The sequence below is a fragment of the Paraburkholderia phymatum STM815 genome (assembly GCF_000020045.1).
GTDB classification, from domain to species: Bacteria; Pseudomonadota; Gammaproteobacteria; order Burkholderiales; family Burkholderiaceae; genus Paraburkholderia; species Paraburkholderia phymatum.
On sequence record NC_010622.1, the window covers coordinates 2,298,312 to 2,323,307 of the forward strand.

The following is a 24,996-nucleotide window of genomic DNA, read 5'->3' on the forward strand; positions in this document are numbered from 1 at the left end:
CGGAACGGAGCACGAGTTCATCTTTTCGTCACTGCCGAATGCTGGTTGATCATCCAGTCCGCGGTATCGAAGAACGAATGCAGCAGGCGCTCGCGCAGCGGCTCGGGCAACCCGACGTCTTCCATCGCCCACGCCATGCAGCGCAGCCATTGGTCGCGCTCTACCGACGCGATCGGAAACGGCAGATGCCGCGCACGCAGACGCGGATGACCGAAGCGGCTGATGTAGTGATCGGGGCCGCCGAGCCAGCCGCACAGGAACCAGAACAGCTTGTCGCGCGAGCCTTCGAGCGTCGGCGGATGCAGCTTGCGGATACGGGCGAAGTCGGCTTCGAGATCCATCAGGTCGTAAAAGCGGTCGACGAGTTCGCGCACGCGCGCCTCGCCGCCCACGAGTTCGAAGGCGGTCGGCTGCGACGGCGCTTCGTCAATCGGATCAGTCATACGGGCAAAACACACTCAAAGGATGGTAGGGGCGGCGCGCGCTGTCACGCATCGCGCAACGATTGCAGCGCTGGCCGCATCAGCACGTGACGCAGGCTCAACCACCCGCCGACGGCCGAGCACACGACGCCCGCCGCAATGCCCGCCGGCACGAGCCACGGGTTGAAGTCGATCGAAAAATCAAACACGCGCGCTGCGAGCACGAAGCCGATCAGTTGCGAGCCGACAGCCGCCATCAGGCCCGACAGCGCGCCGACCACGACGAACTCCGCGACCTGCACCGCGCGCACCTGCGCGTGCGACGCGCCGAGCGCGCGCAGCAGCGCGGATTCTCGCATACGCTCGTCGCGCGTGCCTGCCAGTGCAGCGTACAGCACCAGCACGCCCGCGATCAGCGTGAACGCGAACAGGAACTGCACGGCGCCGATCACCTGCCCGATCACGCGCTGCACCTGCGCGAGGATCGGCGCGGTATCGATCGCGGTGAGGTTTGGGTACTGGCCGATCAGCCCGTCAATCACCGTGCGCTGCTCGGGCGGCACGTGGAAGCTCGTGATGAAGGTCGCTGGATAGTCCTTCAGCGCGGCAGGCGGCATCACGACGAAGAAGTTGACCTTGAACGAACCCCAATCGAGCTTGCGCACGCTCGTGACGGGCGCGTCGACCTGCAGGCCCGTCACGTCGAAGCGCATCGTGTCGCCGACCTTCACGTTCAAGATCTTCGCGAGGCCCTGCTCGATCGAAATCTGCGGCGCAGTCGTGTCGCCGTACCACTCACCCGACACGATCCGGTTGTCGTCCGGCAACTGTGTCGTGTACGAAAGATTGAACTCGCGATCGACGAGGCGCCGCGCATCTTCGCTCTTGTAGTCGTCGGGATTGACGGGCTTGTCGTTGATCGCGATCAGCCGGCCCCGCACCATCGGCTCCAGATCGATGCCGGGAAACCCGTGTGCCGACAGATAGTGCGTCACGACATCGCGCTGGTCGGGCTGAATGTCGATGACGAATTCGTTCGGCGCGTCGGGTGGCGTCGAGCGATGCCAGCCTTCGATCAGGTCGTTGCGCGTCATGCCGATCAGCAGCAGACACATCAGGCCAATGGCGAGCGCGGTGATCTGCAGCGCGCTCGAATTCGCGCGGCGTTCCAGCGACGCCAGCGCATAACGCCAGCCGATGCCGATGGAAAAACGCTCGCTGCGCACGATGCGCGCCGCGCCCCACAGCGCCGCACGCGCGATCAGCGCGAACAGCAGCAAGCCGCCCGCGAAACCGCCCGCGACGATGCCGCCGAGCTTCAGCTCGCCCGCCGCGAGAATCAGCAGCCCCGCAAACAGCACGATGCCGAGCGCGTACGCCGCCCACGCGGTGCGCCCTTCGTCGCCCCACTCGCGGCGCAGCACGCGCACGGGCGGCACATGTGTCAGCGGCAACAGCGGCGGCAGCGCGAAACCGATCAACAGCACGAGACCCGCGGCGATGCCTTCCAGGGCGGGCCACACGCTCGGATACGGCAGCGACACGTCGATCAGACTGCCGAGCCACCAGAAGAGCGCGAGATGCCCGCCGAAACCGAGCGCGACGCCCGCCACGCCGCCAAGCAAACCGAGTCCCGCGAACTCGAACAGGAACAGCGCGCGCAAGGTCCGCTGGCTGGCGCCGAGGCAGCGCATCGCCGCGCAGCTGTCCAGGTGCCGGCGCATGTAGCGATGCGCGGCCATCGCGATCGCGACGGCGGCGAGCAATGCCGTCAGCAGCGACACAAGCGTCAGGAAGTGGCTCGCGCGGTCGAGCGTCTGGCGTACCTGCGGCTGGCCGTCCTGCAGCGATTCCAGCGCGTAGCCGCGCATCTTGCCGTTGTCGACACGTTCATGCGCCCACTTCGCAAACGACGCGACGCTTTCGTCGCCGCCCGCCACCAGCAGCCGGTACGTGACGCGGCTGCCGTAACCCGTCAGGCCCGTCGACGTCAGATCGTCCGCGCGCATCATCAGACGCGGCGAGAAATTGACGAACGCGAAGCCGCGATCCAGCTCGCGCGTAATCAGCGCGCCGATTGTGAAATCGCGCCCGCCCACTTTCACCTTGTCGCCGATGTGCGCCTTCAGCGCATCGAGCATCTGCTGATCGACCCACACTTCACCGGACGGCGGAATGCCTCGCACTTCGCGATCGGGTGCGCCGGACGCGAGTGCGATCTTCAATTCGCCGCGCAGCGGATAGCCCGCTGACACGGCCTTGATGGCCGCAAGGCGCGACACGGGCTGCGCCGCCGTCGAATTGACCATGCTGGGGAAAATCGCCGTCGTCGCCGTGTCGAGGCCGAGCGCTTTGGCCTTGTCGAAGAATTGCGGGTCGACGGGATGGTCGGAGCGGACGATGAAATCGGCGGCTATCATGCGCCGCGCATCGCGCTCGAGCCCTTGGTGCAGACGGTCGGCAAGGAAGCCGACACTCGACAGCGCTGCGACGGCCAGCACCAGCGCGAGCAGCAGCATCGACAGCTCGCCCGCGCGCCAGTCGCGCGCCGTCATGCGCAGCGACTGATGCAGCAAATGGCCCAGCGACAACCGATGCGCAGGTGCGCGGTGCCTGCGATGATGGGGTGGACGCTCGGGGAGAGCCTCGGTGGTGGTGACGCGTTCGGCTTCGCTCAATCGTGACGGCTCCGCGCGAGTCGCGACACCATGTGGGTCGCCATGCCGCGGAAGCCGCCCTGGACGCTGCGCCACAGACGCGGCAGGACCCAGCTCGCGAGCACGAGGAAGCCGACCAGCAGCACGAGGAACAGCAGGGGAACGAACAGCGCGAGCAACAGGCCGCCGAACACGAGCCCGTCCTCAGCGGTGGACGTGACCACGTTGGACACGGGTTCCGGCGACAGGTTGATGAGCGCGCGGGTGCCCGCCTTGGTCAGATGCGCCGCGCCCGCGAGCGTGCCGCCCGCGAGCGCGGCGATCGTCATCATGGCGGGATCGGCATGGCCAAGCGCGCCGACGGCCAGCACGGCGCCTGCCGGAATACGGATGAACGTGTGAACGGCGTCCCACAGGGAATCGAACGCGGGAATCTTGTCGGCGAGAAATTCGGCGAGGCTGAGCAGCGCGGCGGCGCCGATGACCCACGGCGACTGCAGCACGGACAACGTATCGGGAAGATGGATGAAGCCGGCGCGACCGAACACCCCCGCGATCAGGACGGTCAGATAAAGACGCAAGCCGCTGCCCCACGACAGACCCGCCGCAAGCGAAAGAGGTTCAAGCATGGCCGCCTCCGAGGCGCGCGTCGCGTGCCGTCAGTTCCGGCGGCGTGCCGGGGACGCGGAAGTGCCAGAGGCTCCGCCGTGCCGAAGCCGCCGGATCCGCGCATCAAGGCCGCGCGGAGCAATTTCAGGATGATTTCCGTCTCATTATAGCTAGCCCGCGTGGGGTGGGCTGGTTTTGGGTTTTTTGGCCTGCGGCGCGGCTTGCCGGTTTGGGTTTTTGCTGTATCCGCGATGTGGTTACAGCGTGTGGGTTTGCGCGGGCATCCGCGGCAAAGAAAAGCAGCGGCGGCCGCGTACAGCGGCAACGCATGAACGATGAAGGCAAATCGCGGATGCCAGCGCGAAAAAGCCCAAAGAAAAACCAGACGCGGGACCGCGTCGCACACAAAACCCGTTAGTGCCCCGACGACAACTTAAGCCCCACCAACCCCACAACGATAAGGACCGCGCTGCCAACGCGCGCAACGGATACGACTTCACCCATCGCCACGATGCCGAAGACAAACGCGCCGACAGCACCGATTCCCGTCCACACGGCGTAGGCCGTTCCCAACGGCAACTGCCGCATCGCCATTGCAAGCAGCGCAAAACTGCCGAGCGCCGTCAGGACGGTGAATACCGACGGCCAAAAGCGGGTGAAACCTTCGGATGTCTTGAGGCCGACCGCCCAGGCCACTTCCAGCAGACCAGCGATAAAGAGAAGAATCCAGGACATGAGACGAATCCCATTGATGATGGGGCCGTCCCCGTTGAAAGCGGATGCAGCAAGGCCGTCCTTGCCGACCGCCATTATATCAAGATGGCGTGCATTTCACTGTCGGGCATATGCGATCCAATATGAAACGCCGCAACACTGCGTCGCGTCACGCGACGCCAACCAGCCGATATCCGACGCCCGTCTCCGTGACGATATGCTCGGGCTGCGCCGGATCGCGTTCCAGTTTCTGCCGCAAATGCGCCATGTAGATGCGCAGATAGTGATGGCTTTCGACGTGCGACGGGCCCCACACGTCGCGCAGCAACTGGCGATGCGTGAGCACGCGCCCCGCATGACGCACGAGCGTCGCGAGCAGCCGGTATTCGAGCGGCGTCAGATGCACGGGCTCGCCGTCGCGCGAGACCTGCCGCAAGGCCAGATCGACGGTCACGCCGCCGAACTGCACCTGCGGCGTCTCGGCCGGACCACCCTGGTTGCGCCGGCGTAGATGCGCGCGGATCCGCGCAAATAACTCGGACACGCCAAACGGCTTGGTCAGATAGTCGTCGGCGCCGGCATCGAGCGCCGCGACCTTCTCGCTCTCCTGCGTGCGCGCCGACAGCACGATGATGGGCAACTCGCTCCAGCCGCGCAGTTCGCGGATCACGTCGAGGCCATCGGTGTCGGGCAAGCCCAGATCGACGATCACGAGATCGGGCTTGCGTGTGGCCGCTTCGATTAGTCCCTGTTTGCCCGTCGGCGCGTCGTACACGGTCATCCCCTCGCCTTCCAGTGACGCCCGCACGAAGCGGCGAATCTGTTGTTCGTCTTCGATCAGTACGACGGTAATGCTCAGGTCGCTCATGAGTGAGTATGAGGATGCGTATCGGCTTGTTGTCGACGGTGCGGTTCGGGATCCGGCTCGGCCGCGGCTTCGTCGGGCAGATCGGATACGTCGGGCACGGGCGGCGGCGTGTCGATGGGCAGCGTGAACCAGAAACGCGCGCCCTCGACGCGGCCATCGGCAGCGATGCGGTTGGCCGCGCCGATTTTACCGCCATGCGCTTCGGCAATCGCGCGGCAGATCGCGAGCCCGAGGCCGATGCCCGGTTTCGCCGATTCCTTCTCACCGCGCGTGAACTTCTCGAAGATGCGGGCCTCCATGCCCGGAGGCAAGCCGGGCCCGGTATCGTCGACGGTCACGCGCACGAACGGCGTGCCGTTCTCTTCGATGCATTGCGCGCCGATCATCAACGGCGTGTCGGGCGGCACGTACTTCGCGGCGTTCTCGAACAGGTTCGCGAAGAGCCGTTCCATCAGCACGGCGTCGAGCTGCAACAGCGGAAGATCGGCGGGCAGCGACACCGTCACGGGATGCCTGGCGAGCGTGCGCCGGCAGTCGCGAAGCGCCGAGCCGACCGTCTCCTCGAGCAGCGACCACTGGCGGTTCAGCTTGAGGCTGCCCGCCTGCAAACGCGCCATGTCGAGCAGATTCGTGACGATGCCCGTCATGCGCAGCGCCTCCTCGTGGATCGCGTCGACGAGTTCGCCCTGGGCATCGGTGCGGGCGTCGCGCTGTGCAGCGAGCATTGACGAAAAGCCGACGATCGCCGTGAGCGGCGTACGCAGGTCGTGCGAAATCGCGGACAGCAGCGAGTTGCGCAAGCGCTCCGATTCCATGCTGACGAGCGCATCGCGCGCGATATCGACGTAATGCACGCGTTCCAGCGCGAGCGCGATCTGCGCGGCGAACGCATCGAGCATGCGCTGCTGCTCGGGCACGTCGAGTTCGCGCTCGTCCTCCATCACGACCGCGAGCACGCCGCGCGTGCGCATCGGCGCGCGCAGCGGCAGATAGAGCGCCCGGGCGGCGGGCAGCGTGTCCGTGCCGTGCCCGGCAGGCTTCTGCTGATCGTAGACCCACTGGCCGACATCGACATCGAGCGACGCGCTGTCGAGCATGATGGTCGTGTCGGGATCGTCGATCTTCTGCTTCACCTGATCCGCACTATCGGGCAGCAGCACCGCGACGCGTGCGCGAAACACCTCGCTCACGTGACGGCTGCCAATGCCGACGATCTGCTCCGTCGTCAAGGCCGCCGCGAGTTCGCGCGCCATCGCGTACATCGCGCCCGTGCGCTGCTCGCGCCGCCGCGCGACGCGCGCTTCGCGCCGCAGACTCGACGTCAGATGGCCGATGACGAGCGAGGTCAGCAGCATGCCGAAGAATGTCAGCAGGTATTGCGTGTCGCTCACCGAAAGCGACATGCGCGGCGGCACGAAGAAAAAATCGAACGCGGCGACGGACAGGAACGACAGCATCACGCCCGGCCCGCGACCCAGCTTCACGGCTGTGAAGATCACGCCAAGCAGATACAGCATCACGAGGTTCGTGAGATCGATCCGGTCGATCAGCTGGCTCGCGATCAACGTCACGCCCGCGCAGATCGCGACGGCCCACGCGTAGCTGCGCGGCGGAGAACGGCGGTCGCGCGCGGCGATCAGCGCATCGCGCCAGGCTCGCCCTTCCGCGTCCGCGATGCGTTCGCGCGTCGTGCCTGCTGGGCCCGCTTCGTCGCTGCTCGCACGGATCAGCGTGAGATCGAGATCGCTAGCGCGTTCCGCGAGACGCTCGCCGAATGGACGGCGCAGCCAACGCGTGACGCCCGTGGCCGACGAGCCGCCCGCCACCAGCTTCGACACATTGCGCACGCGCGCATAGCCGACCAGCGTCGTGACGGCATCGGCGCCTGCCAGCGTCGCCGTTTCGGCACCGAGTTCGGCGGCGAGCTTGAGCGCGTCGAGCGTGCGTTCGCGGCGCGCGTCGGACAGCCGCTGCAGTTTCGGCGTTTCGACATACACGGCGATCCAGTCCGCCTTCAGGCTTGCAGCGAGACGCGCCGCCGCGCGCACCAGCAACGGCGCTTCGGGACCGGGACCGACACACACGAGGAGCCGCTCGCGTGCCTGCCAGATGCGCTGGATCGAACGATCGGCGCGGTACTCGCGCATCTGCGCATCGACGCGATCCGCCGTGCGCCGAAGTGCCAGTTCGCGCAGCGCAATCAGGTTGCCTTTTCGAAAGAAGTTGCGCACTGCGCGCTCGGCCTGTTGCGGCATGTAGACCTTGCCGTCGCGCATGCGGTCGAGCAGTTCTTCCGCGGGCAGATCGACGAGCGTCACTTCGTCGGCGCGATCGAATACGCGATCGGGCACCGTCTCCCACACGCGGATACCCGTGATCTGGCCGACCACGTCGTTGAGACTTTCGAGATGCTGGACGTTGACGGTCGTGTAGACATCGATGCCGGCGTCGAGCAGCTCGTAGACGTCCTGCCAGCGTTTCGCATGGCGGGCGCCAGGCACATTCGAATGCGCGAGTTCGTCGACGAGAATCAGTTGTGGTTTGCGCTCCAGCGCGGCGTCGAGGTCGAATTCGGCGAGCGACCGGGCACGGTATTCGATGCGCGCGAGCGGCAGGACATCGAGGCCTTCGAGTAGCGCGGCTGTTTCACCGCGGCCGTGTGTCTCCGCGATACCGACGACGACGTCGATGCCCTCTTCCATGCGGCGTCGTGCTGCTTGCAGCATTGCATACGTCTTGCCGACGCCGGCTGACGCGCCAAAGAAGATCTTGAGCTTGCCGCGCTGGCGTTTTTCTTCTTCTCGCTGGAGTTTGTCGAGGAGCTCGTCGGGGTCGGGGCGGGGCATAGTGTCGGTTATGCACTTTGTCGGTTATGCACTTTCGTGCGGGTATGGTGACATGGTTTTGCGTTTTTTCTGCCTGCGGCGCGAGTGGGCCCCCTCGGGGCGCGGGCGTTGCCGGTTCGGTTTTTGGTTTTGGTTTTTGGTTTTGGTTTTTTTGGCTTCCGCTGACATCCGCGTTTTGCTTCTGGTTGGCTGGCGTTGCCCCTGTGCGGGGCGGCACCTACTTTCCTTTGCCGCGGCAAAGAAAAGTAGGCAAAAGAAAGCCGCTCACCCCGCCAGTGCCTGTTCTTGCCCACGGGCCCCCAGCGTCCCCGTCCTCCATGCGGCAACGCGCTAGCTGGCGCGCGTTGCCAGCGCCTTGAACGGGCGCATCACCCGCTCCAGTCATCCGTAGTGCAGCCAGCGGCAGCGAATCGTCCGCGCCGCCCGGGTGGCAAACCGTGTGTAGGCGACCGCACCGCATGCGTTGCCGATCCTACGACACCGATCCCGCTTTTCAGTCCGGAGTGGCGCACTTCCATCGCGACGACCTACACACAGTTTGCCACCTGGGCGGCCGTGGACTTCCTGGCCGTACGTGACGCGGGAGTGCGAAGCGGGTGAGGCGTTAGTTAGCACGTTGGCAACGCACTTGAAACAGCGCGTTGCCGCGAACAGGACGGGACGTTGAGAGCCGGATGCCAGCGACAAATAAACCCCGAAAACCACAAATAGCGACTGCGTCGCAGACATCAAAAAAAGCATTAACCTCGCTGCGCGTCATCGAGCGCGAGATTGAGCTCAAGTACATTCACCCGCGCCTCGCCGAACACCCCAAATTGCCGCCCCCGCGTATAGCGGTCAACAATCGCCGCAACGTCACTCACGTTCATCTTCCGCGCAGCAGCCACACGCTCTATCTGATAAGCCGCCGCCGCAGGCGAAATCTCAGGATCGAGACCACTGCCAGAGGAAGTCACAAGATCGACAGGAACAGCCACACCAGCAGGCTGATGCCCAGCCGCCTGCAAAGCAGCAAGCCGCCCCTTCACTTCGTCGGCGAGAGCCGGATTGATCGGCCCGAGATTCGAGCCGCTCGACCCCTGAGCGTTATACGGCATCGGCGAGGTCGCCGACAGACGACCCCAGAAGTACTGCGGCGCATCGAACTGCTGGCCGATCAGCCGCGAGCCGACCACCTTGCCGTTCTTCGCGATCATGCTGCCGTTGGCCTCGTTATGAAAAACGGTCTGTCCGAACGCCGTCATCACGGCGGGATACGCCAGCCCCGTGAGCGCCGCCAGCACGGCGAAGATCACGATCATCGGGCGAAAAAGCGATTTCATGATTCAGCTTCCTTGTTCTCTATTCAAAGCTCGCGCAAAGCTCGAACCCAATGCTCAAACCCAGCCGAACGCGGCCAGCACCATGTCGATCAGCTTGATCCCGATGAACGGCACAATGATGCCGCCAAGTCCATAGATCAGCAGATTGCGCCTCAGCAGGATCGCCGCGCCGAGCGGCCTGTACTTCACGCCCTTCAGCGCCAGCGGAATAAGGAGCACGATGATCAGCGCGTTGAAGATCACGGCCGACATGATCGCGGACGTCGGCGTCGCCAGATGCATCACGTTCACTGCGTTCAATGCCGGGTACGTGGTCGCGAACGCAGCCGGGATGATCGCGAAGTATTTGGCGACGTCGTTCGCGATCGAAAAGGTCGTCAGCGAACCGCGCGTCATCAGCATCTGCTTGCCGATCTCGACGATCTCGATCAGCTTGGTCGGATTCGAATCGAGGTCGACCATGTTGCCCGCTTCCTTTGCGGCCTGCGTGCCCGTGTTCATCGCGACGGCGACGTCGGCCTGTGCGAGCGCGGGCGCGTCGTTCGTCCCGTCGCCCGTCATCGCGACAAGGCGCCCTTCCGCCTGATGCGCGCGTATCGTCGAGAGCTTCGTTTCCGGCGTGGCTTCGGCGAGGAAATCGTCGACCCCCGCTTCGGCAGCAATCGCAGCCGCCGTCAGACGGTTGTCGCCCGTCACCATCACGGTCTTGATGCCCATCTTGCGCAGTTCAGCGAAGCGCTCCTTGATGCCGCCCTTCACCACGTCCTTCAGTTCGATCACGCCGAGCACCCGCGCCGCGCCTTCGGCTTTATCCGCCACCACGAGCGGCGTGCTGCCGCGCCGCGCGACGTCCGACACCGCGTTCGCGACATAGGCCGGAAACTGCCCGCCGTTCGCTTCGACATAGTGCTTGACGGCATCGGCCGCACCCTTGCGGATTTCTCGCCCAGGCAGATCGACGCCGCTCATGCGCGTCTGCGCACTGAACGCGAGGAACACAGGATGCAGCGCGGCCATGTCACGCTGCCGGATATTGAAGCGCTGCTTCGCAAGCACGACGATGCTGCGCCCTTCCGGCGTCTCATCCGACAGCGACGACAGCTGCGCCGCGTCCGCGAGCGCTTCTTCCGCGACGCCCGAAGCCGGAATGAACGCCGACGCCTGGCGGTTACCGAGCGTGATCGTGCCCGTCTTGTCGAGCAGCAGCACGTCGACGTCGCCTGCCGCTTCGACGGCACGGCCCGACGTAGCGATCACGTTCGCCTGCATCATGCGGCTCATGCCTGCCACGCCGATCGCGGACAGCAGGCCGCCGATCGTCGTCGGAATCAGGCACACGAGCAGCGCGACGAGCGCGGTGATCGTCACCACGTGCCCCGCCTTCGCCGCTTCGACCGAGAACATGGAGAACGGCAGGAGCGTCGCCGTGGCGAGCAGCAGGACGATCGTCAGTGCGACGAGCAGAATGGTCAGCGCGATTTCGTTCGGCGTCTTTGCGCGCTTCGCGCCTTCGACCATCGCGATCATGCGGTCGAGGAACGCCTCGCCCGGATTGGCCGTCACCCGCACGACGATCCAGTCCGACAGCACGCGCGTGCCGCCCGTCACCGACGAGAAGTCGCCGCCCGATTCGCGAATCACGGGCGCGGATTCGCCCGTGATGGCCGATTCGTCGACGGACGCAACGCCTTCGATCACTTCGCCGTCGGCAGGAATCACGTCACCCGTTTCGACGAGCACGACATCGCCCTTGCGAAGGTCCGAGGCCGTCATGATGCGAATCGGCGACTTCGGATGCGGCTCATTGAGCTTCTTCGCCATCACGTCTTTCTTCGCGCTGCGCAGCGATGCCGCCTGCGCCTTCGAGCGCCCTTCCGCGAGCGCTTCGGCGAAGTTCGCAAACAGCACCGTGAACCACAGCCACAGCGACACCGCGAGAATGAAGTCCGCGGGCGCCTCGGCCTGGCCCATCAGCGCGGCGATCCAGAGGATCGTCGTCAGGATGCTGCCGACGTACACGCAGAACATCACCGGGTTGCGAAACTGCGTGTGCGGCTTGAGTTTCTTGAACGAATCCACGATCGCCGGGCGCAGCAGCGCCGGATCGAACATGGAGCGAGTGGCGGAATGGTCAGTCATTTCTTCCTCTAATTGCTTCGCCTGTTTTTTGCGCCTTCGTATGTCGCGTGCGGCGCATCAATGGCCCGCGATCATCATCAAATGTTCGACGCCGGGACCGAGCGCGAGCGCGGGCACGTACGTGAGCGCGCCGACCAGCAGCACCGTGCCGAGCAGCAGCACGACAAAGAGCGGTCCGTGCGTCGGCAGCGTGCCGCCCGTCACGGCAATGCGCTTCTTCGCGGCGAGCGAGCCGGCAATCGCGAGCACCGGGACGATCGTGCCAAAGCGGCCGAACCACATCGCGACCGCCGTCAGCCAGTTGTAGAACGGCGTGCCCACCGTGAGGCCCGCGAACGCGCTGCCGTTGTTGTTCGCCGCCGAACTGAACCCGTAGAGAATTTCCGAGAAGCCGTGTGCGCCCGGATTCAGGATGCCTGCCTTGCCCGCGTCGGTCAGCACGGCAATCGACGTCGCGACGAGCACGAGCAGCGGCGTGAGCAGCACGACGATCGACACCATCTTCATCTCGTACGCTTCGATCTTCTTGCCGACGTATTCCGGCGTACGGCCGATCATCAGCCCGGCGACAAATACCGCGAGCAACGCGAACACCAGCATCCCGTACAGACCCGAACCCACGCCGCCGAAGATCACTTCGCCCAGCTGCATCAGCAGCATTGGCACGAGGCCGCCGAGCGGCGTGAGCGAATCGTGCGTATTGGTAACGGCGCCGCACGAAGCCGCCGTCGTCGCGACCGTGAAAATGCCCGACTGCGCGATGCCGAAGCGCGTTTCCTTGCCTTCCATGTTGCCGCCCGCCTGCAGCGCGCTCGCGGACTGGTCGACATGCAGCGACGTGAAGAGTGGATTGCCGCCCTGCTCGGCGCCGATTTCGCCCGCGACAGCGACGGCGAACGCGATCGTCATCACCGCGAGCACGGCGATGCCCTGCCGGCGATCGCCGATCATTCGGCCGAACACGAGACACAGCGCAGCGGGGATGATCAGGATCGAGAACATCTGCACGAAATCCGAGAACGGCGTCGGGTTCTCGTACGGATGCGCGGAATTGCCATTGAAGAAGCCGCCGCCGTTCGTGCCGAGCATCTTGATCGCTTCCTGCGACGCAACGGGGCCCATTGCGATGGTCTGCGACTTCACGGGCGTATCGACGGTCACAGGGTTGCCCTTTGCGTCCTTCACGGGATTGCCCTGGGCATCCACTTTCGGCGCGGCGTACGTGGTGGTCTGCAGCGTCGGCACGTCCTCATAGGACTTGAAGTTCTGGATCACGCCCTGGCTCATCAGCAGCGCGGCGATGATGGCCGCCATCGGCAGCAGCACGTACAGCGTCACGCGCGTGATGTCGACCCAGAAGTTGCCGATGGTCTGCGCGGTGTGGCGCGCGAAGCCGCGCACCAGGGCGATCACGACGACGATACCCGTCGCTGCCGACAGGAAGTTCTGCACCGTGAAGCCGAGCATCTGCGTCAGATAGCCGACCGTCTGTTCCGGCGTGTAGTCCTGCCAGTTCGTGTTGGTGACGAAGCTGATCGCCGTGTTGAACGCGCCATCGGCCGACATCGCGCCGAATTGCTGCGGATTGCCGGGCAGCGAGCCTTGCACGCGCAGCAACGCATAGAGAAACACCACGCCGAGCAGATTGAACGCGAGCGTCGCGATCGCGTAGCGCTTCCAGCCCATTTCCTGCGAGGGATCGACGCCCGCGAGACGGTACAGCAGACCTTCGATGGGGCCGCCCAGTTTGACGACGCGCGAGCTGCCGTCCATCACGCGCGACAGATAGCCCGAGACGGGCACGGCCGCGGCAAGCAGCACGACGATGAAAAATGCCGGCTGCAGGACATTGTTGAGGCTCATTCAATGTCCTCCGCGCGCAGCAGCGCATAGACGAGATAGGCGAACAGCAGCGCGGTCGCCGCGCCCGAGAGCCAGAGGATCCAGTTCATTAGCGCGCTCCCTGGCCGCGGCCGTAGCGCGTCAGCTTCTCGCACCCGGCGATCAATCCAAAGGTCAGCGCAGCAAAAAGCGCGATGCCCCCGACGTACAGCACATCCATTTCATGTTCTCCATTGGTTGGACGATGGATGTGCGCAACGTTATGCCGATCGGCGTAAAGGGCTGGTCAAAGATTCGAGAGTGAGTGTAAAAAACCCGTAAACAACCGAGGGAGCCGCCGGCTGCCACCGGTGGCTCCCTCGTCTACGCGCAGTATTGATGTGCAGTCCGTTACGGCGCCGTAATTCGCGAACCAGTAGTCGAATTTGTGCTCGCCCGGCCAAACGCTTCAGGGCAGCAAAACCGTCGAGCCGGTCGTTTTCCGCGCCTCCAGATCGGCGTGCGCCTTGCCGACATCGGACAGCGCATAGCGCTGATTGATGCTCGTCTTCACCTTACCTGAGCCGATGACGTCGAACAGCTCCGCCGCCATCGCGTCGTAGTCGCTGCGCTTGCCCATATAGGTAAAGAGTGTTGGACGCGTGAAGAACAGCGAGCCGCGCCCGGCGAACTCCGACGAATCGATCGGCGGCAACGGGCCCGACGCATTGCCGAAGCTCACGAACATCCCAAGCGGCGCAAGACAATCGAGCGAGGCCGTAAAGGTATCCTTGCCGATCGAGTCGTACACGACGGGCACGCCTGCGCCGTTCGTGATCTCGCGCACACGCTTCGTGAAGTTCTCGCGCGTGTACACGATGGGATAGTCGCAGCCGTGCGCCTGCGCGATCTCCGCCTTCTCGTCCGAGCTGACCGTGCCGATCACCGTCGCGCCCAGCGCCTTGGCCCACTGGCACACGAGCAGGCCGACGCCGCCCGCGGCCGCCTGGATCAGGATCGTGTCGCCCTGCTTCACCGGGTACGTGCGGCGCAGCAGATATTGCGCGGTCAAGCCCTGCAGCATGACGGAGGCCGCCTCCTCATAGCCGATCGCGTCGGGCAGCTTCACGACCTGGGCCGCGGGCAGCACGCGTTCCTGCGCATACGCGCCCGGCGGCCGCGCAACATACGCGACGCGCTCACCCACTTTCACGTCAGTCACGTCCGGGCCAACGGCGACCACCTCGCCCGCCGCTTCCATGCCGAGCCCGCCCGGCAGCGGCAACGGATACAGCCCGGTGCGGAAATACACGTCGATATAGTTCAAGCCGACAGCATGCTGCCTGATACGGATCTCGCCACTACCCGGCGCGCCCACGTCGACGTCGACCCACTTCATCACTTCCGGTCCGCCCGTCTTGTCGAATCGAATTGCTTTGGTCATGTTGTCTCCAGATTCGCTCGCGGCCGAGTGGCGAGCATTGCATGATTGAAATCGGACAACGTGATCAGACCTGCTGAGTGAGACGCAGCGTCAGCACGTCGAGGATCATCCGCGCCGTCGAGATGTTCGTCGCACACGGCACGTTGTGCACGTCGCACGCACGCACTAGCGCGTTGATATCCGGTTCATGCGGCTGCGGCGTCATCGGATCGCGCAGGAAGATCACCATGTCGACGCGGCCTTCCGCCAGCTGCGCACCAATCTGCAGGTCGCCGCCGTGCGGGCCGGACAGCATGCGCTCGACCTTCAGACCGTGCGCATCGGCAATGCGCCCGCCCGTCGTGCCCGTCGCCAGCAGCTCGCAGCGTGCGAGCACGTCGACGTACTCGCCCGCCAGTTTGACGATGTCGTCCTTCTTGTGATCGTGCGCGATCAGCGCGACGCGTGTTGTCATGTCGTTGCTCCTCTTCTGTTGTGGTCGTGTATTGTCGTTTTAGGGGTTCGCATGTGGCGCGACGCGCCACGTCAATACGTGCCCGGGTAGGCGCCGCCGTCGATCAGCCAGTTCTGTCCCGTGATATAGCCCGCGTGCACGCTGCACAGGAACGCGCAGGCGCGGCCGAACTCGTCTGGCGTGCCGAAGCGGCGCGCGGGAATCGTCGCCATGCGCTGCTTGCGCGCCTCGTCGACGGAAATGTTCTGCGCTTTCGCCGCGGCGTCGAACGTCACGGCAATGCGGTCCGTGTCGAAAATACCCGGCAGCAGGTTGTTGATCGTCACGCCGTTCGGCGCGACCTTGCGCGCGACGCCCGCAATGAAGCCCGTCAGCCCGGAACGCGCGCCGTTCGACAGACCGAGCACGTCGATGGGCGCTTTCACCGACGAACTCGTGATGTTCACCACGCGCCCGAAGCCGCGCGAAATCATCCCGTCGATGGTCGCACGGATCAGTTCGATCGGCGTCAGCATGTTCGCTTCGAGCGCGCGGATCCAGTCGTCGTGCGTGAAGTTGCGGAAATCGCCGGGCGGCGGCCCGCCTGCATTGTTGACGAGAATATCCGGCTGCGGACAGGCGGCGAGCGCCGCGGCGCGGCCTTCGGGCGTGGTGATGTCGCACGCGACGGCCTGCACGTCGACGCCCGCGTTCGCGCGGATTGCGGCCGCCGTCGCGTCGAGCGTTTCAGGCGTGCGCGCGACGATCGTCACATTCACGCCTTCGGCCGCGAGCGCCTCGGCGCAGCCGCGCCCCAGCCCCTTGCTCGCCGCGCACACGAGCGCGGATTTTCCTGCGATGCCCAGATCCATTGCCTGTTCCTGTTGTCATGGGCGCAATGCGGGCAAGCTGTCGCGCATTGGCGCCGGGTTGGTCGGTCAACTGTCCCCCGATTCTAGAAGAATCGATGCGACGCTGCCGGGCCTGGCTGCAATACCTTTCATCGGCGGCCGCCCCTTCCGGTAAACTCGCAGTCACGGCGCCGTGCGCACCGCCGCCCGTCGGGCTCCGGGAGCGCCGCGCCACAGAATCGCCAGAACGTCGACAGACCATCATCAGCCAGCCCAACCTCGCCGCGAGGCGCCCCGTCATGACCCAGGACAGCCGTTTTCCCAATCTTTTCATCCTCGATCACCCGCTGATCCAGCACAAGCTGTCGCACATGCGCGACCGCGACACGTCAACGCGGACGTTCCGCGAACTGCTGCGCGAGATCACGTTGCTGATGGGCTATGAAATCACCCGCAACCTGCCGATGACGACGCGTCGCGTGAGCACGCCGCTCGTCGATATCGACGCGCCCGTAATCGCCGGCAAGAAGCTCGCGATCGTGCCTGTGCTGCGGGCGGGCGTCGGCATGTCGGACGGGCTGCTCGAACTGATTCCGTCGGCGCGGGTCGGCCATATCGGGGTGTATCGCGACGACGATCATCGGCCGGTGGAATATCTGGTGCGCCTGCCGGATCTCGAGGACCGGATTTTCATCCTGTGCGATCCGATGGTCGCGACGGGGTATTCCGCCGTGCATGCGATCGATGTGCTCAAGCGCCGCGGCGTCGCGGGCGAGAACATCTCGTTTTTGGCGCTCGTGGCCGCGCCTGAGGGGGTGCAAGTGTTTCAGGACGCACATCCCGACGTGAAGCTGTACGTCGCTTCGCTCGATTCGCATCTGAATGAGCATGCGTACATTATTCCCGGGCTCGGCGATGCCGGGGACCGGTTGTTTGGGACCAAGAATTAAGGTTTGCACCATCGGGACGCGGGCGTTGCCGTTTTTTTGGGGGGCGTTGCGGGCGTCGCAAACAAAAAACCAAGCCCGCGCCCCGAAGGCGCCCCACCCCTCCATGATAAAATCGCTGTCTGCCCCTGAAACACGGGCAGTCCACCCTTCACCGACTTGCCGGCCGTGACCAGCGGCGGCGCTTAACGCCCCGGCCGCTTCCGCCCATCCTGCGACGCTCGCGCGACATCATCCCGCAGCGCCCGGGTTCCTGGCGCACGTCGAGACATGGCCGCCCAGGCAGCGCGAACGGCACAGGGTGCGACGGGACTGACGATATTTGCACACTGCGTGCGCCCCGCTGGCGCGCGCCACGGAGAAAGGTATGGCGGGTCATTCGAAATGGGCCAACATCAAGCATAAGAAAGCAGCGGCCGATGCCAAGAAGGGCAAGGTCTGGACGCGCCTCATCAAGGAAATCCAGGTCGCGGCCCGCATGGGCGGCGGCGACATCGACTCGAACCCGCGCCTGCGGCTCGCCGTCGACAAGGCGTACGACGCCAACATGCCGAAGGACAACATCAACCGCGCGATCCAGCGCGGCGTCGGCGGCGTCGACGGCGCGAACTACGAGGAAATCCGCTACGAAGGCTACGGCATCGGCGGCGCGGCCATTATCGTCGACACGATGACGGATAACCGCACGCGCACCGTCGCGGAAGTGCGTCATGCGTTCTCGAAGTTCGGCGGCAACATGGGCACGGATGGCTCGGTTTCGTTCATGTTCGATCACGTGGGCCAGTTCCTGTTCGCGCCCGGCACGCCCGAAGACAAGCTGATGGACGCCGCGCTCGAAGCGGGCGCCGACGACGTTGTCACGAACGAGGACGGCAGCATTGAAGTGATCTGCCCGCCAAACGACTTTTCCAAGGTCAAGGCCGCGCTCGAAACCGCCGGCTTCAAGGCGGAACTCGCCGAAGTGACCATGAAGCCGCAAACGGAAGTCGAATTCGCGGGCGACGACGCCGTCAAGATGCAAAAGCTGCTCGACGCGCTGGAGAATCTGGACGACGTGCAAGAGGTGTATACGAACGCGGCCATCGCCGACGAATGACCACGGAGTGAGCGCGCCGTTCGCGTCGGGCGTGTTCCCGTACGGCTGCTGTCGCAGCGCTCCTCCTGCTCGCCGCACCGGCGCTTCCGTATGAATGACCGCACGGGGTCGGCCGCACACATGGCGCATACATGGCCGCATGGTTCGCGGCTTTTTCCGCCACAACGTCGGGCTTTGTGGCTTGCGTCACATGTCACGCGTTCGCGCTGTGCGAAGGTAAAGATGGACATCCACGGCTCGCGCCAGTGCGCGGGCCGTTCACGGTTTTTAGTATTCGGGGAATCACATGAAGTTACTCGTCGTCGGTTCCGGCGGTCGCGAGCATGCGCTCGCGTGGAAGCTCGCGCAATCGCAGCGCGTGCAACTCGTCTATGTCGCGCCAGGCAACGGCGGCACCGCCCAGGACGACCGTCTGCGCAACATCGACATCACTGATCCGAACGCACTCGCCGACTTCGTCGAGAAGGAACAGATCGCCTTCACGCTGGTGGGTCCGGAACAGCCGCTCGCAGCGGGTATCGTCAACATCTTCCGCGCTCGCGGCCTGAAGATCTTCGGCCCGACGAGGGAAGCGGCGCAGCTCGAAAGCTCGAAGGACTTCGCGAAGGCGTTCATGAAGCGCCACGCAATTCCGACGGCCGAGTACGAGACCTTTTCCGACGTGGCGGCCGCGCATGCGTACATCGACGCAAAGGGCGCGCCCATCGTCATCAAGGCCGATGGCCTTGCGGCGGGCAAGGGCGTGGTTGTCGCGCTGACGCTCGACGAGGCGCACCACGCCGTCGACATGATGCTGTCGGACAACAAACTCGGCGACGCCGGCGCACGTGTCGTGATTGAAGAGTTTCTGACGGGCGAAGAAGCGAGCTTCATCGTGATGGTGGACGGCAAGAACGTGCTGGCGCTGGCGTCGAGCCAGGATCACAAGCGCCTGCTGGACGGCGATCAGGGACCGAACACGGGCGGCATGGGCGCCTACTCGCCCGCGCCCATCGTCACGCCGCAACTGCACGCACGCGTGATGCGCGAAATCATCCTGCCGACCGTGCGCGGCATGGAGAAAGAAGGCATTCGCTTCACGGGCTTCCTGTACGCCGGTTTGATGATCGACGCGCAAGGCAACCCGAAGACGCTCGAATTCAACTGCCGCATGGGCGACCCGGAAACGCAGCCGATCATGGCGCGTCTGAAGGGTGACTTCTCGAAGGTCGTCGAGCAGGCGATCGCGGGTACGCTGGACACAGTCGAACTCGAATGGGACCGCCGCACCGCGCTTGGCGTGGTGCTGGCCGCGCACGACTATCCGGAAGCGCCGCGCAAGGGCGATTTCATCAGCGGCATTCCGGCGGAGACGGCGGACGCGGTGACGTTCCACGCAGGCACGACGCTCAAGGACGGCAAGCTGACGACCTCGGGCGGACGTGTGCTGTGCGTCGTCGGACTGGCGGATTCCGTGCGCAGCGCGCAGTCGGTCGCTTATGAGGCGATCAACCACATTTCGTTCGACGGCATGCAGTATCGCCGCGACATCGGTTATCGCGCGGCCAACCGCAAGCACGGCTAAGCCGGCCGTCTTCGCATATTGGCTGTCTGGCGCGGCCGTTCGGGGCACGCTGCCCGGACCCGCGAAACAACCCTTCGGGGCCATATGGCCGCGCCGGCGCTACACTCGGGTTTGTCGGCAAAGATCTGCTGCGATGGATGTGCCCCGGCTGAGCAGCGCCGGCAACCGTCCGAACATGTGCCGTGAAGGGCGCATCGCGCCCAATCCGTCCCATTGAAACCCGACCGCGCCAGCGTTTTTCCGTGCCGCGCCTCACATATCATGACCGATTCGATTCACGACGCCCACGACACCCAGACCGTCCGGGCCTGGATGCAAGGCTTGCAGACGCGGATCGCCGACGCGCTCGGCGGGTTTGACGGCACACCGCTCGCGACCGACGCGTGGCAACGTGCGCCCGGCGAGAAGTTGCGCGGCGGCGGCTGCACGCGCATTCTGGAAAACGGTGCATTCTTTGAACGCGCGGGCATCGGCTTCTCGGATGTGCAAGGCGACGCGCTGCCCGGCTCGGCGAGCGCGCTGCGCCCGCAACTGGCGGGGCGAGGCTTCGAAGCGATGGGGGTGTCGCTCGTATTGCATCCGCGCAATCCGTACTGTCCGACCGTTCATATGAACGTGCGCCTCCTGGTCGCGACGAAAGCAGGCGAAGCGCCCGTGTTCTGGTTCGGCGGCGGTATGGACCTGACGCCATACTACGGGTTTGAAGAAGATGCGCGGCATTTCCACCGTGTCTGCCGCGACGCGCTGCAGCCATATGGCGACGACCTCTACCCGCGCTTCAAGCGTTGGTGCGACGACTACTTCTTCCTGAAACACCGCAACGAGCCGCGCGGCATCGGCGGGATTTTCTTCGACGATTTCGCGGAGCCCGGTTTCGAAAAGTCGTTTGCGATGGTGAAGAGCGTCGGCGATGCGTTCCTGAATGCCTATCTGCCTATCATCGAGAGACGCCGCGGCATGCCATACGGCGAAGCCCAGCGCGACTTCCAGGCGTACCGGCGCGGCCGCTACGTCGAATTCAACCTCGTGTTCGACCGTGGCACGCTGTTCGGGCTGCAAAGCGGCGGACGTACGGAGTCGATCCTGATGTCGATGCCGCCCGTCGTGAACTGGCGCTATAACTGGCAGCCCGAGCCGGGCACGCCGGAAGCGCGCCTCTACAGTGACTTTCTCGTGCAGCGCGAGTGGGTCTGACGCGCTTTGCCGCGCCGCTCCCTCTCCAACCGACAGGCAAAGGAACCGCAACTGAATCCGACCGCTCACTCCGTCGCGCCGAAACAGGCATTGCGCCGTATCGGCATCCTCGGCGGCACGTTCGATCCCATCCACGACGGCCATCTCGCACTCGCACGGCGTTTCGCCGAAGCGCTCGACCTGACCGAACTCGTGCTGATGCCGGCCGGCCAGCCGTGGCAGAAGGCGGACGTATCGGCGGCCGAACACCGGTTCGCCATGACTCGCGCGGCCGCCGCGTCGCTGACGCTGCCGGGCGTGACGGTCAGTGTCGCCACGGATGAAATCGAGCACGACGGCCCCACTTACACGGTCGATACGCTGCGGCGCTGGCGCGAGCGTGAAGGTAAAGACGCGTCGATCTCGCTGCTGATCGGCGCGGACCAGCTGGTTCGGCTCGACACGTGGCGCGACTGGCAGCAACTGTTCGACTACGCGCATATCGCCGCGGCAACGCGCCCGGGCTTCGACGTATCGGCCGTGCCGCCCGCCGTCGCGGCCGCGATCGCGCAGCGCTCGGCTGACGCCGCCACGCTGCAGGCAACGCCAGCCGGGCATTTGCTGATCGACACGTCGCTGGCGTTCGATGTATCGGCCACCGACATTCGCGCGCATCTGCGCGCATCGCTTGAAAACGCGGCAGCGGCCGGCGGCGGGCAATCCGCACAGAATCATGTCCCCACGGCAGTGTGGGACTATATTGTTCAACATCATCTGTACCATCGGTAATCATGGATATACGCAAGCTTCAACGTGCCATCGTCGACGGACTCGAAGACGTCAAGGCGCAAGACATCCGGGTGTTCAACACCAGCCATCTCACCGAACTGTTCGACCGCGTGATCGTCGCGAGCGGCACGTCGAACCGCCAGACCAAGGCGCTCGCCTCCAGCGTGCGCGAGAAGGTCAAGGAAGCAGGCGGCGACATCGTCAGCACGGAAGGCGAAGACATCGGCGAATGGGTTCTGGTGGATTGCGGCGATGCCGTCGTGCACATCCTGCAACCGGCGCTGCGCCAGTACTACAACCTCGAAGAAATCTGGGGCGACAAGCCGGTGCGCGTGAAACTGTCGGCACCTAACCCATTCGGAGGCGCTCGTCCGTCCGAACCGCTCGATGACGAAGACGAGGAAGACGACACGCCCGTCGCGCGTCCGGCACGCAAGGCGCCCGCTCGCCGCCGCTCGTGAGCACGCTGTTCGAGCCGCGGTATGTGCGCGCGGCCGTGCGCGGTATGGAATCCTCGCGAGGTCGCCGATGAAATTGCATATCCTCGCGGTCGGGCACAAGATGCCGGACTGGATCGCCACGGGCTTCGACGAATACGCGAAGCGCATGCCGCCCGAGCTGCGCATCGAACTGCGCGAAATCAAGCCCGAGCAGCGCTCGTCGGGCCGCTCCGCTGAAAGCGTGATGGCCTCCGAGCGGCAGAAGATCGAAGCAGCGCTGCCCAGAAATGCCCGCATCGTCGCACTCGACGAACGCGGCAAAGACTGGACGACGATGCAGCTCGCGAATGCTCTGCCAACCTGGCAACAGGACGGGCGCGACGTCGCGTTTCTGATCGGCGGCGCCGATGGGCTCGATCCCGACCTGAAAGCGCGCGCCGACATGTTGCTGCGCGTGTCGAGCCTCACGCTGCCGCACGCGATGGTCCGCGTACTACTTGCTGAACAGCTGTATCGCGCATGGACCATCACGCAGAATCATCCATATCATCGAGTCTGATCTCCGTCTGAACATACGGATATCTTCGGATTCCGCATCCCTGCGCACAACCTGGCCGGATGGCCAGGTGCGCGCCGCCCTTCCCGTCTGTTACGCTCAACACCTGTCGTCGGCTTCGCGCTGCGAGGCCGCGCCGTATATCTTCGCTGGTGACCGATCCATGTCCATTCAGAGTGCCGCTTTTCCGTTCGTCTATCTCGCATCGCAGAGTCCGCGCCGCCAGGAACTGCTGACGCAGCTGGGTGTGCGCTTCGAATTGCTGCTGCCCCGTCCCGATGAAGACGCAGAAGCGCTCGAAGCCGAGTTGCCCGGCGAGCGCGCGCACGACTACGTGATGCGCGTGTGCGTCGCGAAGGCCCGTGCGGCGCGCGCGCGCCTCCTTGCGGGCGGCCATGAGAACGCGCCGATTATGGTTGCCGATACAACCGTTACGATCGACGATGCGATTCTCGGCAAGCCGATCGATTCCGACGATGCCGTCGCCATGCTCACGCGTCTAACTGGCCGCGCGCACGAAGTGCTGACGGCAGTGGCCGTCGTCGATGCGCAGGGCGAATTGCTGACGCCCGCACTGTCGGTTTCGCGAGTCCGTTTTGCTGCAGTGCAAAGCGACGCGTTGCGACGCTACGCGGCAAGCGGCGAGCCCCTTGGCAAGGCAGGCGCGTATGGTATTCAGGGGCGCGCGGCGGAGTTCATCGAACATATTGACGGGTCCTATTCAGGTATTATGGGTTTGCCATTGTTTGAAACCGCTGCCCTTCTACGTGCGGCGCGCATCGACTTTTAGAACAACACCATGAACGAAGAAATCCTGATTAACGTTACGCCACAGGAGACGCGCGTAGCGTTGGTCCAGCAGGGCGCAGTGCAGGAGCTTCACGTCGAACGCACGCTGTCGCGCGGGCGGGTCGGCAATGTCTACCTCGGCAAGGTTGTGCGCGTGCTGCCCGGCATGCAGTCCGCGTTTATCGATATCGGTTTGGAACGGGCTGCGTTTCTGCACGTCGCCGATATCTGGCATCCGCGGCTTGCGGGCGAACCGCAGCAACAGGTGCCGCATCAGCCCATCGAAAAAATCGTCTTCGAAGGGCAAACCTTGATGGTTCAGGTCGTCAAGGATCCAATCGGCACGAAAGGCGCGCGGCTCTCGACGCAGGTGAGCATCGCCGGGCGCACGCTCGTTTACCTGCCGCAGGAACCGCATATCGGCATCTCGCAGAAGATCGAAAGCGAAGCCGAGCGCGAAGCCGTGCGTGCACGGCTCACGTCGGTGCTGCCCGTCGACGAGAAAGGCGGCTACATCGTTCGCACCATCGCTGAAGACGCAACGAGCGAAGAACTGGCCGCCGACGTCGCGTATCTCCGCAAGACGTGGGCGACCATACTCTCGCAGGCGCAGCGCATGCCGCCCACCAGCTTGCTCTATCAGGATCTGAATCTCGCGCAGCGCGTGCTGCGCGACTTTGTCAACGACGAGACCACGCGCATTCAGGTGGATTCACGCGAGACATTCCAGATGCTCACGGAGTTCGCCGCCGAGTTCACACCAGCTGTTTCGTCGAAGCTGCATCATTACACGGGCGAGCGTCCCCTCTTCGATCTCTACAACATCGAGACGGAGATCCAGCGTGCATTATCGCGGCGGGTAGATCTGAAGTCGGGCGGCTATCTGGTGATCGACCAGACGGAAGCGATGACGACCATCGACGTCAACACGGGCGGCTATGTCGGCGCACGCAATTTCGACGATACGATTTTCAAGACCAATCTCGAAGCGGCGCATACGATCGCGCGGCAATTGCGGCTGCGCAACCTGGGCGGCGTGATCATCATCGACTTCATCGACATGGAGAACTCCGAGCATCGGGATCAGGTGCTCGGAGAACTGAAGAAGGCGCTCGCACGCGACCGCACGCGTGTGACCGTCAACGGGTTCTCGCAGTTGGGCCTCGTCGAAATGACGCGAAAGCGCACGCGTGAATCGCTTGCGCATGTGCTGTGCGAGCCTTGCCCGGTTTGTCAGGGCAAGGGGCAGGTGAAGACGGCGCGCACTGTCTGCTATGACGTGCTGCGTGAAATTCTGAGGGAGTCCCGTCAATTCAATCCGCGCGAGTTTCGCGTGGTGGCTTCGCAGCAGGTGATCGATCTGTTCCTGGAGGAAGAATCCCAGCATTTGGCGATGTTGATCGACTTCATCGGCAAGCCGGTGTCGCTGCAGGTCGAGTCCAATTTGAGCCAGGAGCAATACGACATCGTGCTGATGTGATCCCATCGCTCCGCACACGTTACCTCTGGGCACAGG

The 24,996-nt window shown here is 64.5% G+C and carries 23 protein-coding genes; 9 read left to right on the forward strand and 14 right to left on the reverse strand.

What is annotated here, in order from left to right; translation table 11 throughout:
- Window positions 1-17: 17 nt before the first annotated feature.
- The 14 genes from BPHY_RS10450 to BPHY_RS10515 form a co-directional block, all read right to left on the reverse strand.
- On the reverse strand, window positions 18-443 hold the full coding sequence (locus BPHY_RS10450) for a group II truncated hemoglobin (protein ID WP_012401434.1): 426 nt from the start codon (window positions 441-443) through the stop codon (window positions 18-20).
- Window positions 444-487: 44 nt separating this feature from the next.
- A complete protein-coding gene (locus BPHY_RS10455) occupies window positions 488-2,977 on the reverse strand; it encodes an ABC transporter permease (RefSeq protein ID WP_041763950.1) in 2,490 nt (829 codons plus the stop codon).
- A gap of 119 nt (window positions 2,978-3,096) precedes the next feature.
- Window positions 3,097-3,708 (reverse strand): DUF4126 domain-containing protein, encoded by a 612-nt coding sequence (locus tag BPHY_RS10460; protein WP_012401436.1) that lies wholly within the window; start codon window positions 3,706-3,708, stop codon window positions 3,097-3,099.
- A gap of 394 nt (window positions 3,709-4,102) precedes the next feature.
- Complete coding sequence (gene sugE / locus BPHY_RS10465; protein WP_012401437.1) at window positions 4,103-4,423, reverse strand: quaternary ammonium compound efflux SMR transporter SugE; 321 nt, start codon at window positions 4,421-4,423, stop codon at window positions 4,103-4,105.
- A 148-nt stretch (window positions 4,424-4,571) separates the two neighbouring features.
- Entirely contained in the window at window positions 4,572-5,270 is a 699-nt protein-coding gene (gene kdpE, locus BPHY_RS10470; protein WP_012401438.1) for a two-component system response regulator KdpE, read from the reverse strand.
- Window positions 5,267-8,116 (reverse strand): DUF4118 domain-containing protein, encoded by a 2,850-nt coding sequence (locus tag BPHY_RS10475; protein WP_012401439.1) that lies wholly within the window; start codon window positions 8,114-8,116, stop codon window positions 5,267-5,269. The genes kdpE and BPHY_RS10475 overlap by 4 nt, the downstream gene beginning before the upstream one ends.
- A 740-nt stretch (window positions 8,117-8,856) precedes the next feature.
- Window positions 8,857-9,438 (reverse strand): potassium-transporting ATPase subunit KdpC, encoded by a 582-nt coding sequence (gene kdpC / locus BPHY_RS10480; RefSeq protein ID WP_012401440.1) that lies wholly within the window; start codon window positions 9,436-9,438, stop codon window positions 8,857-8,859.
- 54 nt (window positions 9,439-9,492) lie between these two features.
- Complete coding sequence (kdpB, locus tag BPHY_RS10485; protein ID WP_012401441.1) at window positions 9,493-11,577, reverse strand: potassium-transporting ATPase subunit KdpB; 2,085 nt, start codon at window positions 11,575-11,577, stop codon at window positions 9,493-9,495.
- Between the two features lie 57 nt (window positions 11,578-11,634).
- A complete protein-coding gene (gene kdpA, locus BPHY_RS10490) occupies window positions 11,635-13,440 on the reverse strand; it encodes a potassium-transporting ATPase subunit KdpA (RefSeq protein ID WP_012401442.1) in 1,806 nt (601 codons plus the stop codon).
- Window positions 13,437-13,529: a K(+)-transporting ATPase subunit F gene (gene kdpF / locus BPHY_RS10495; protein ID WP_007583461.1), complete on the reverse strand. Its 93-nt coding sequence runs from the start codon at window positions 13,527-13,529 to the stop codon at window positions 13,437-13,439. Before kdpF ends, kdpA begins: the two co-directional genes overlap by 4 nt.
- Window positions 13,529-13,639 (reverse strand): hypothetical protein, encoded by a 111-nt coding sequence (locus BPHY_RS10500; protein ID WP_012401443.1) that lies wholly within the window; start codon window positions 13,637-13,639, stop codon window positions 13,529-13,531. Before BPHY_RS10500 ends, kdpF begins: the two co-directional genes overlap by 1 nt.
- Before the next feature lie 228 nt (window positions 13,640-13,867).
- On the reverse strand, window positions 13,868-14,842 hold the full coding sequence (locus BPHY_RS10505; protein ID WP_012401444.1) for a quinone oxidoreductase family protein: 975 nt from the start codon (window positions 14,840-14,842) through the stop codon (window positions 13,868-13,870).
- Between the two features lie 64 nt (window positions 14,843-14,906).
- A complete protein-coding gene (locus BPHY_RS10510; RefSeq protein WP_012401445.1) occupies window positions 14,907-15,296 on the reverse strand; it encodes a methylglyoxal synthase in 390 nt (129 codons plus the stop codon).
- 71 nt (window positions 15,297-15,367) lie between these two features.
- Window positions 15,368-16,147 (reverse strand): SDR family oxidoreductase, encoded by a 780-nt coding sequence (locus BPHY_RS10515; RefSeq protein WP_012401446.1) that lies wholly within the window; start codon window positions 16,145-16,147, stop codon window positions 15,368-15,370.
- 278 nt (window positions 16,148-16,425) lie between these two features.
- Here BPHY_RS10515 and upp point away from each other — a divergent pair, with 278 nt between their 5' ends.
- The 9 genes from upp to rng all read left to right on the forward strand — a co-directional run bounded on the left by upp (window position 16,426) and on the right by rng (window position 24,960).
- A complete protein-coding gene (upp, locus tag BPHY_RS10520; RefSeq protein ID WP_012401447.1) occupies window positions 16,426-17,076 on the forward strand; it encodes a uracil phosphoribosyltransferase in 651 nt (216 codons plus the stop codon).
- Between the two features lie 364 nt (window positions 17,077-17,440).
- Window positions 17,441-18,169 carry a YebC/PmpR family DNA-binding transcriptional regulator gene (locus tag BPHY_RS10525; protein ID WP_012401448.1) on the forward strand — a complete coding sequence of 243 codons (729 nt, stop codon included), beginning with the start codon at window positions 17,441-17,443 and terminating at the stop codon, window positions 18,167-18,169.
- 286 nt (window positions 18,170-18,455) lie between these two features.
- The gene (gene purD, locus BPHY_RS10530; RefSeq protein ID WP_012401449.1) at window positions 18,456-19,733 is read left to right on the forward strand and encodes a phosphoribosylamine--glycine ligase; all 1,278 of its coding nucleotides are present in this window, start codon (window positions 18,456-18,458) and stop codon (window positions 19,731-19,733) included.
- A 261-nt stretch (window positions 19,734-19,994) separates the two neighbouring features.
- Window positions 19,995-20,927 carry an oxygen-dependent coproporphyrinogen oxidase gene (gene hemF, locus BPHY_RS10535; RefSeq protein ID WP_012401450.1) on the forward strand — a complete coding sequence of 311 codons (933 nt, stop codon included), beginning with the start codon at window positions 19,995-19,997 and terminating at the stop codon, window positions 20,925-20,927.
- Between the two features lie 51 nt (window positions 20,928-20,978).
- On the forward strand, window positions 20,979-21,695 hold the full coding sequence (locus tag BPHY_RS10540; protein WP_052306106.1) for a nicotinate-nucleotide adenylyltransferase: 717 nt from the start codon (window positions 20,979-20,981) through the stop codon (window positions 21,693-21,695).
- A 2-nt stretch (window positions 21,696-21,697) separates the two neighbouring features.
- Window positions 21,698-22,156: a ribosome silencing factor gene (gene rsfS / locus BPHY_RS10545; RefSeq protein WP_012401452.1), complete on the forward strand. Its 459-nt coding sequence runs from the start codon at window positions 21,698-21,700 to the stop codon at window positions 22,154-22,156.
- A gap of 67 nt (window positions 22,157-22,223) precedes the next feature.
- Entirely contained in the window at window positions 22,224-22,694 is a 471-nt protein-coding gene (gene rlmH, locus BPHY_RS10550) for a 23S rRNA (pseudouridine(1915)-N(3))-methyltransferase RlmH (protein ID WP_012401453.1), read from the forward strand.
- Between the two features lie 160 nt (window positions 22,695-22,854).
- Complete coding sequence (locus BPHY_RS10555) at window positions 22,855-23,481, forward strand: Maf family protein (RefSeq protein WP_012401454.1); 627 nt, start codon at window positions 22,855-22,857, stop codon at window positions 23,479-23,481.
- 9 nt (window positions 23,482-23,490) lie between these two features.
- Window positions 23,491-24,960, forward strand: a complete 1,470-nt coding sequence (gene rng, locus BPHY_RS10560; RefSeq protein ID WP_012401455.1) for a ribonuclease G — start codon at window positions 23,491-23,493, stop codon at window positions 24,958-24,960.
- The last annotated feature ends 36 nt before the right edge of the window (window positions 24,961-24,996 follow it).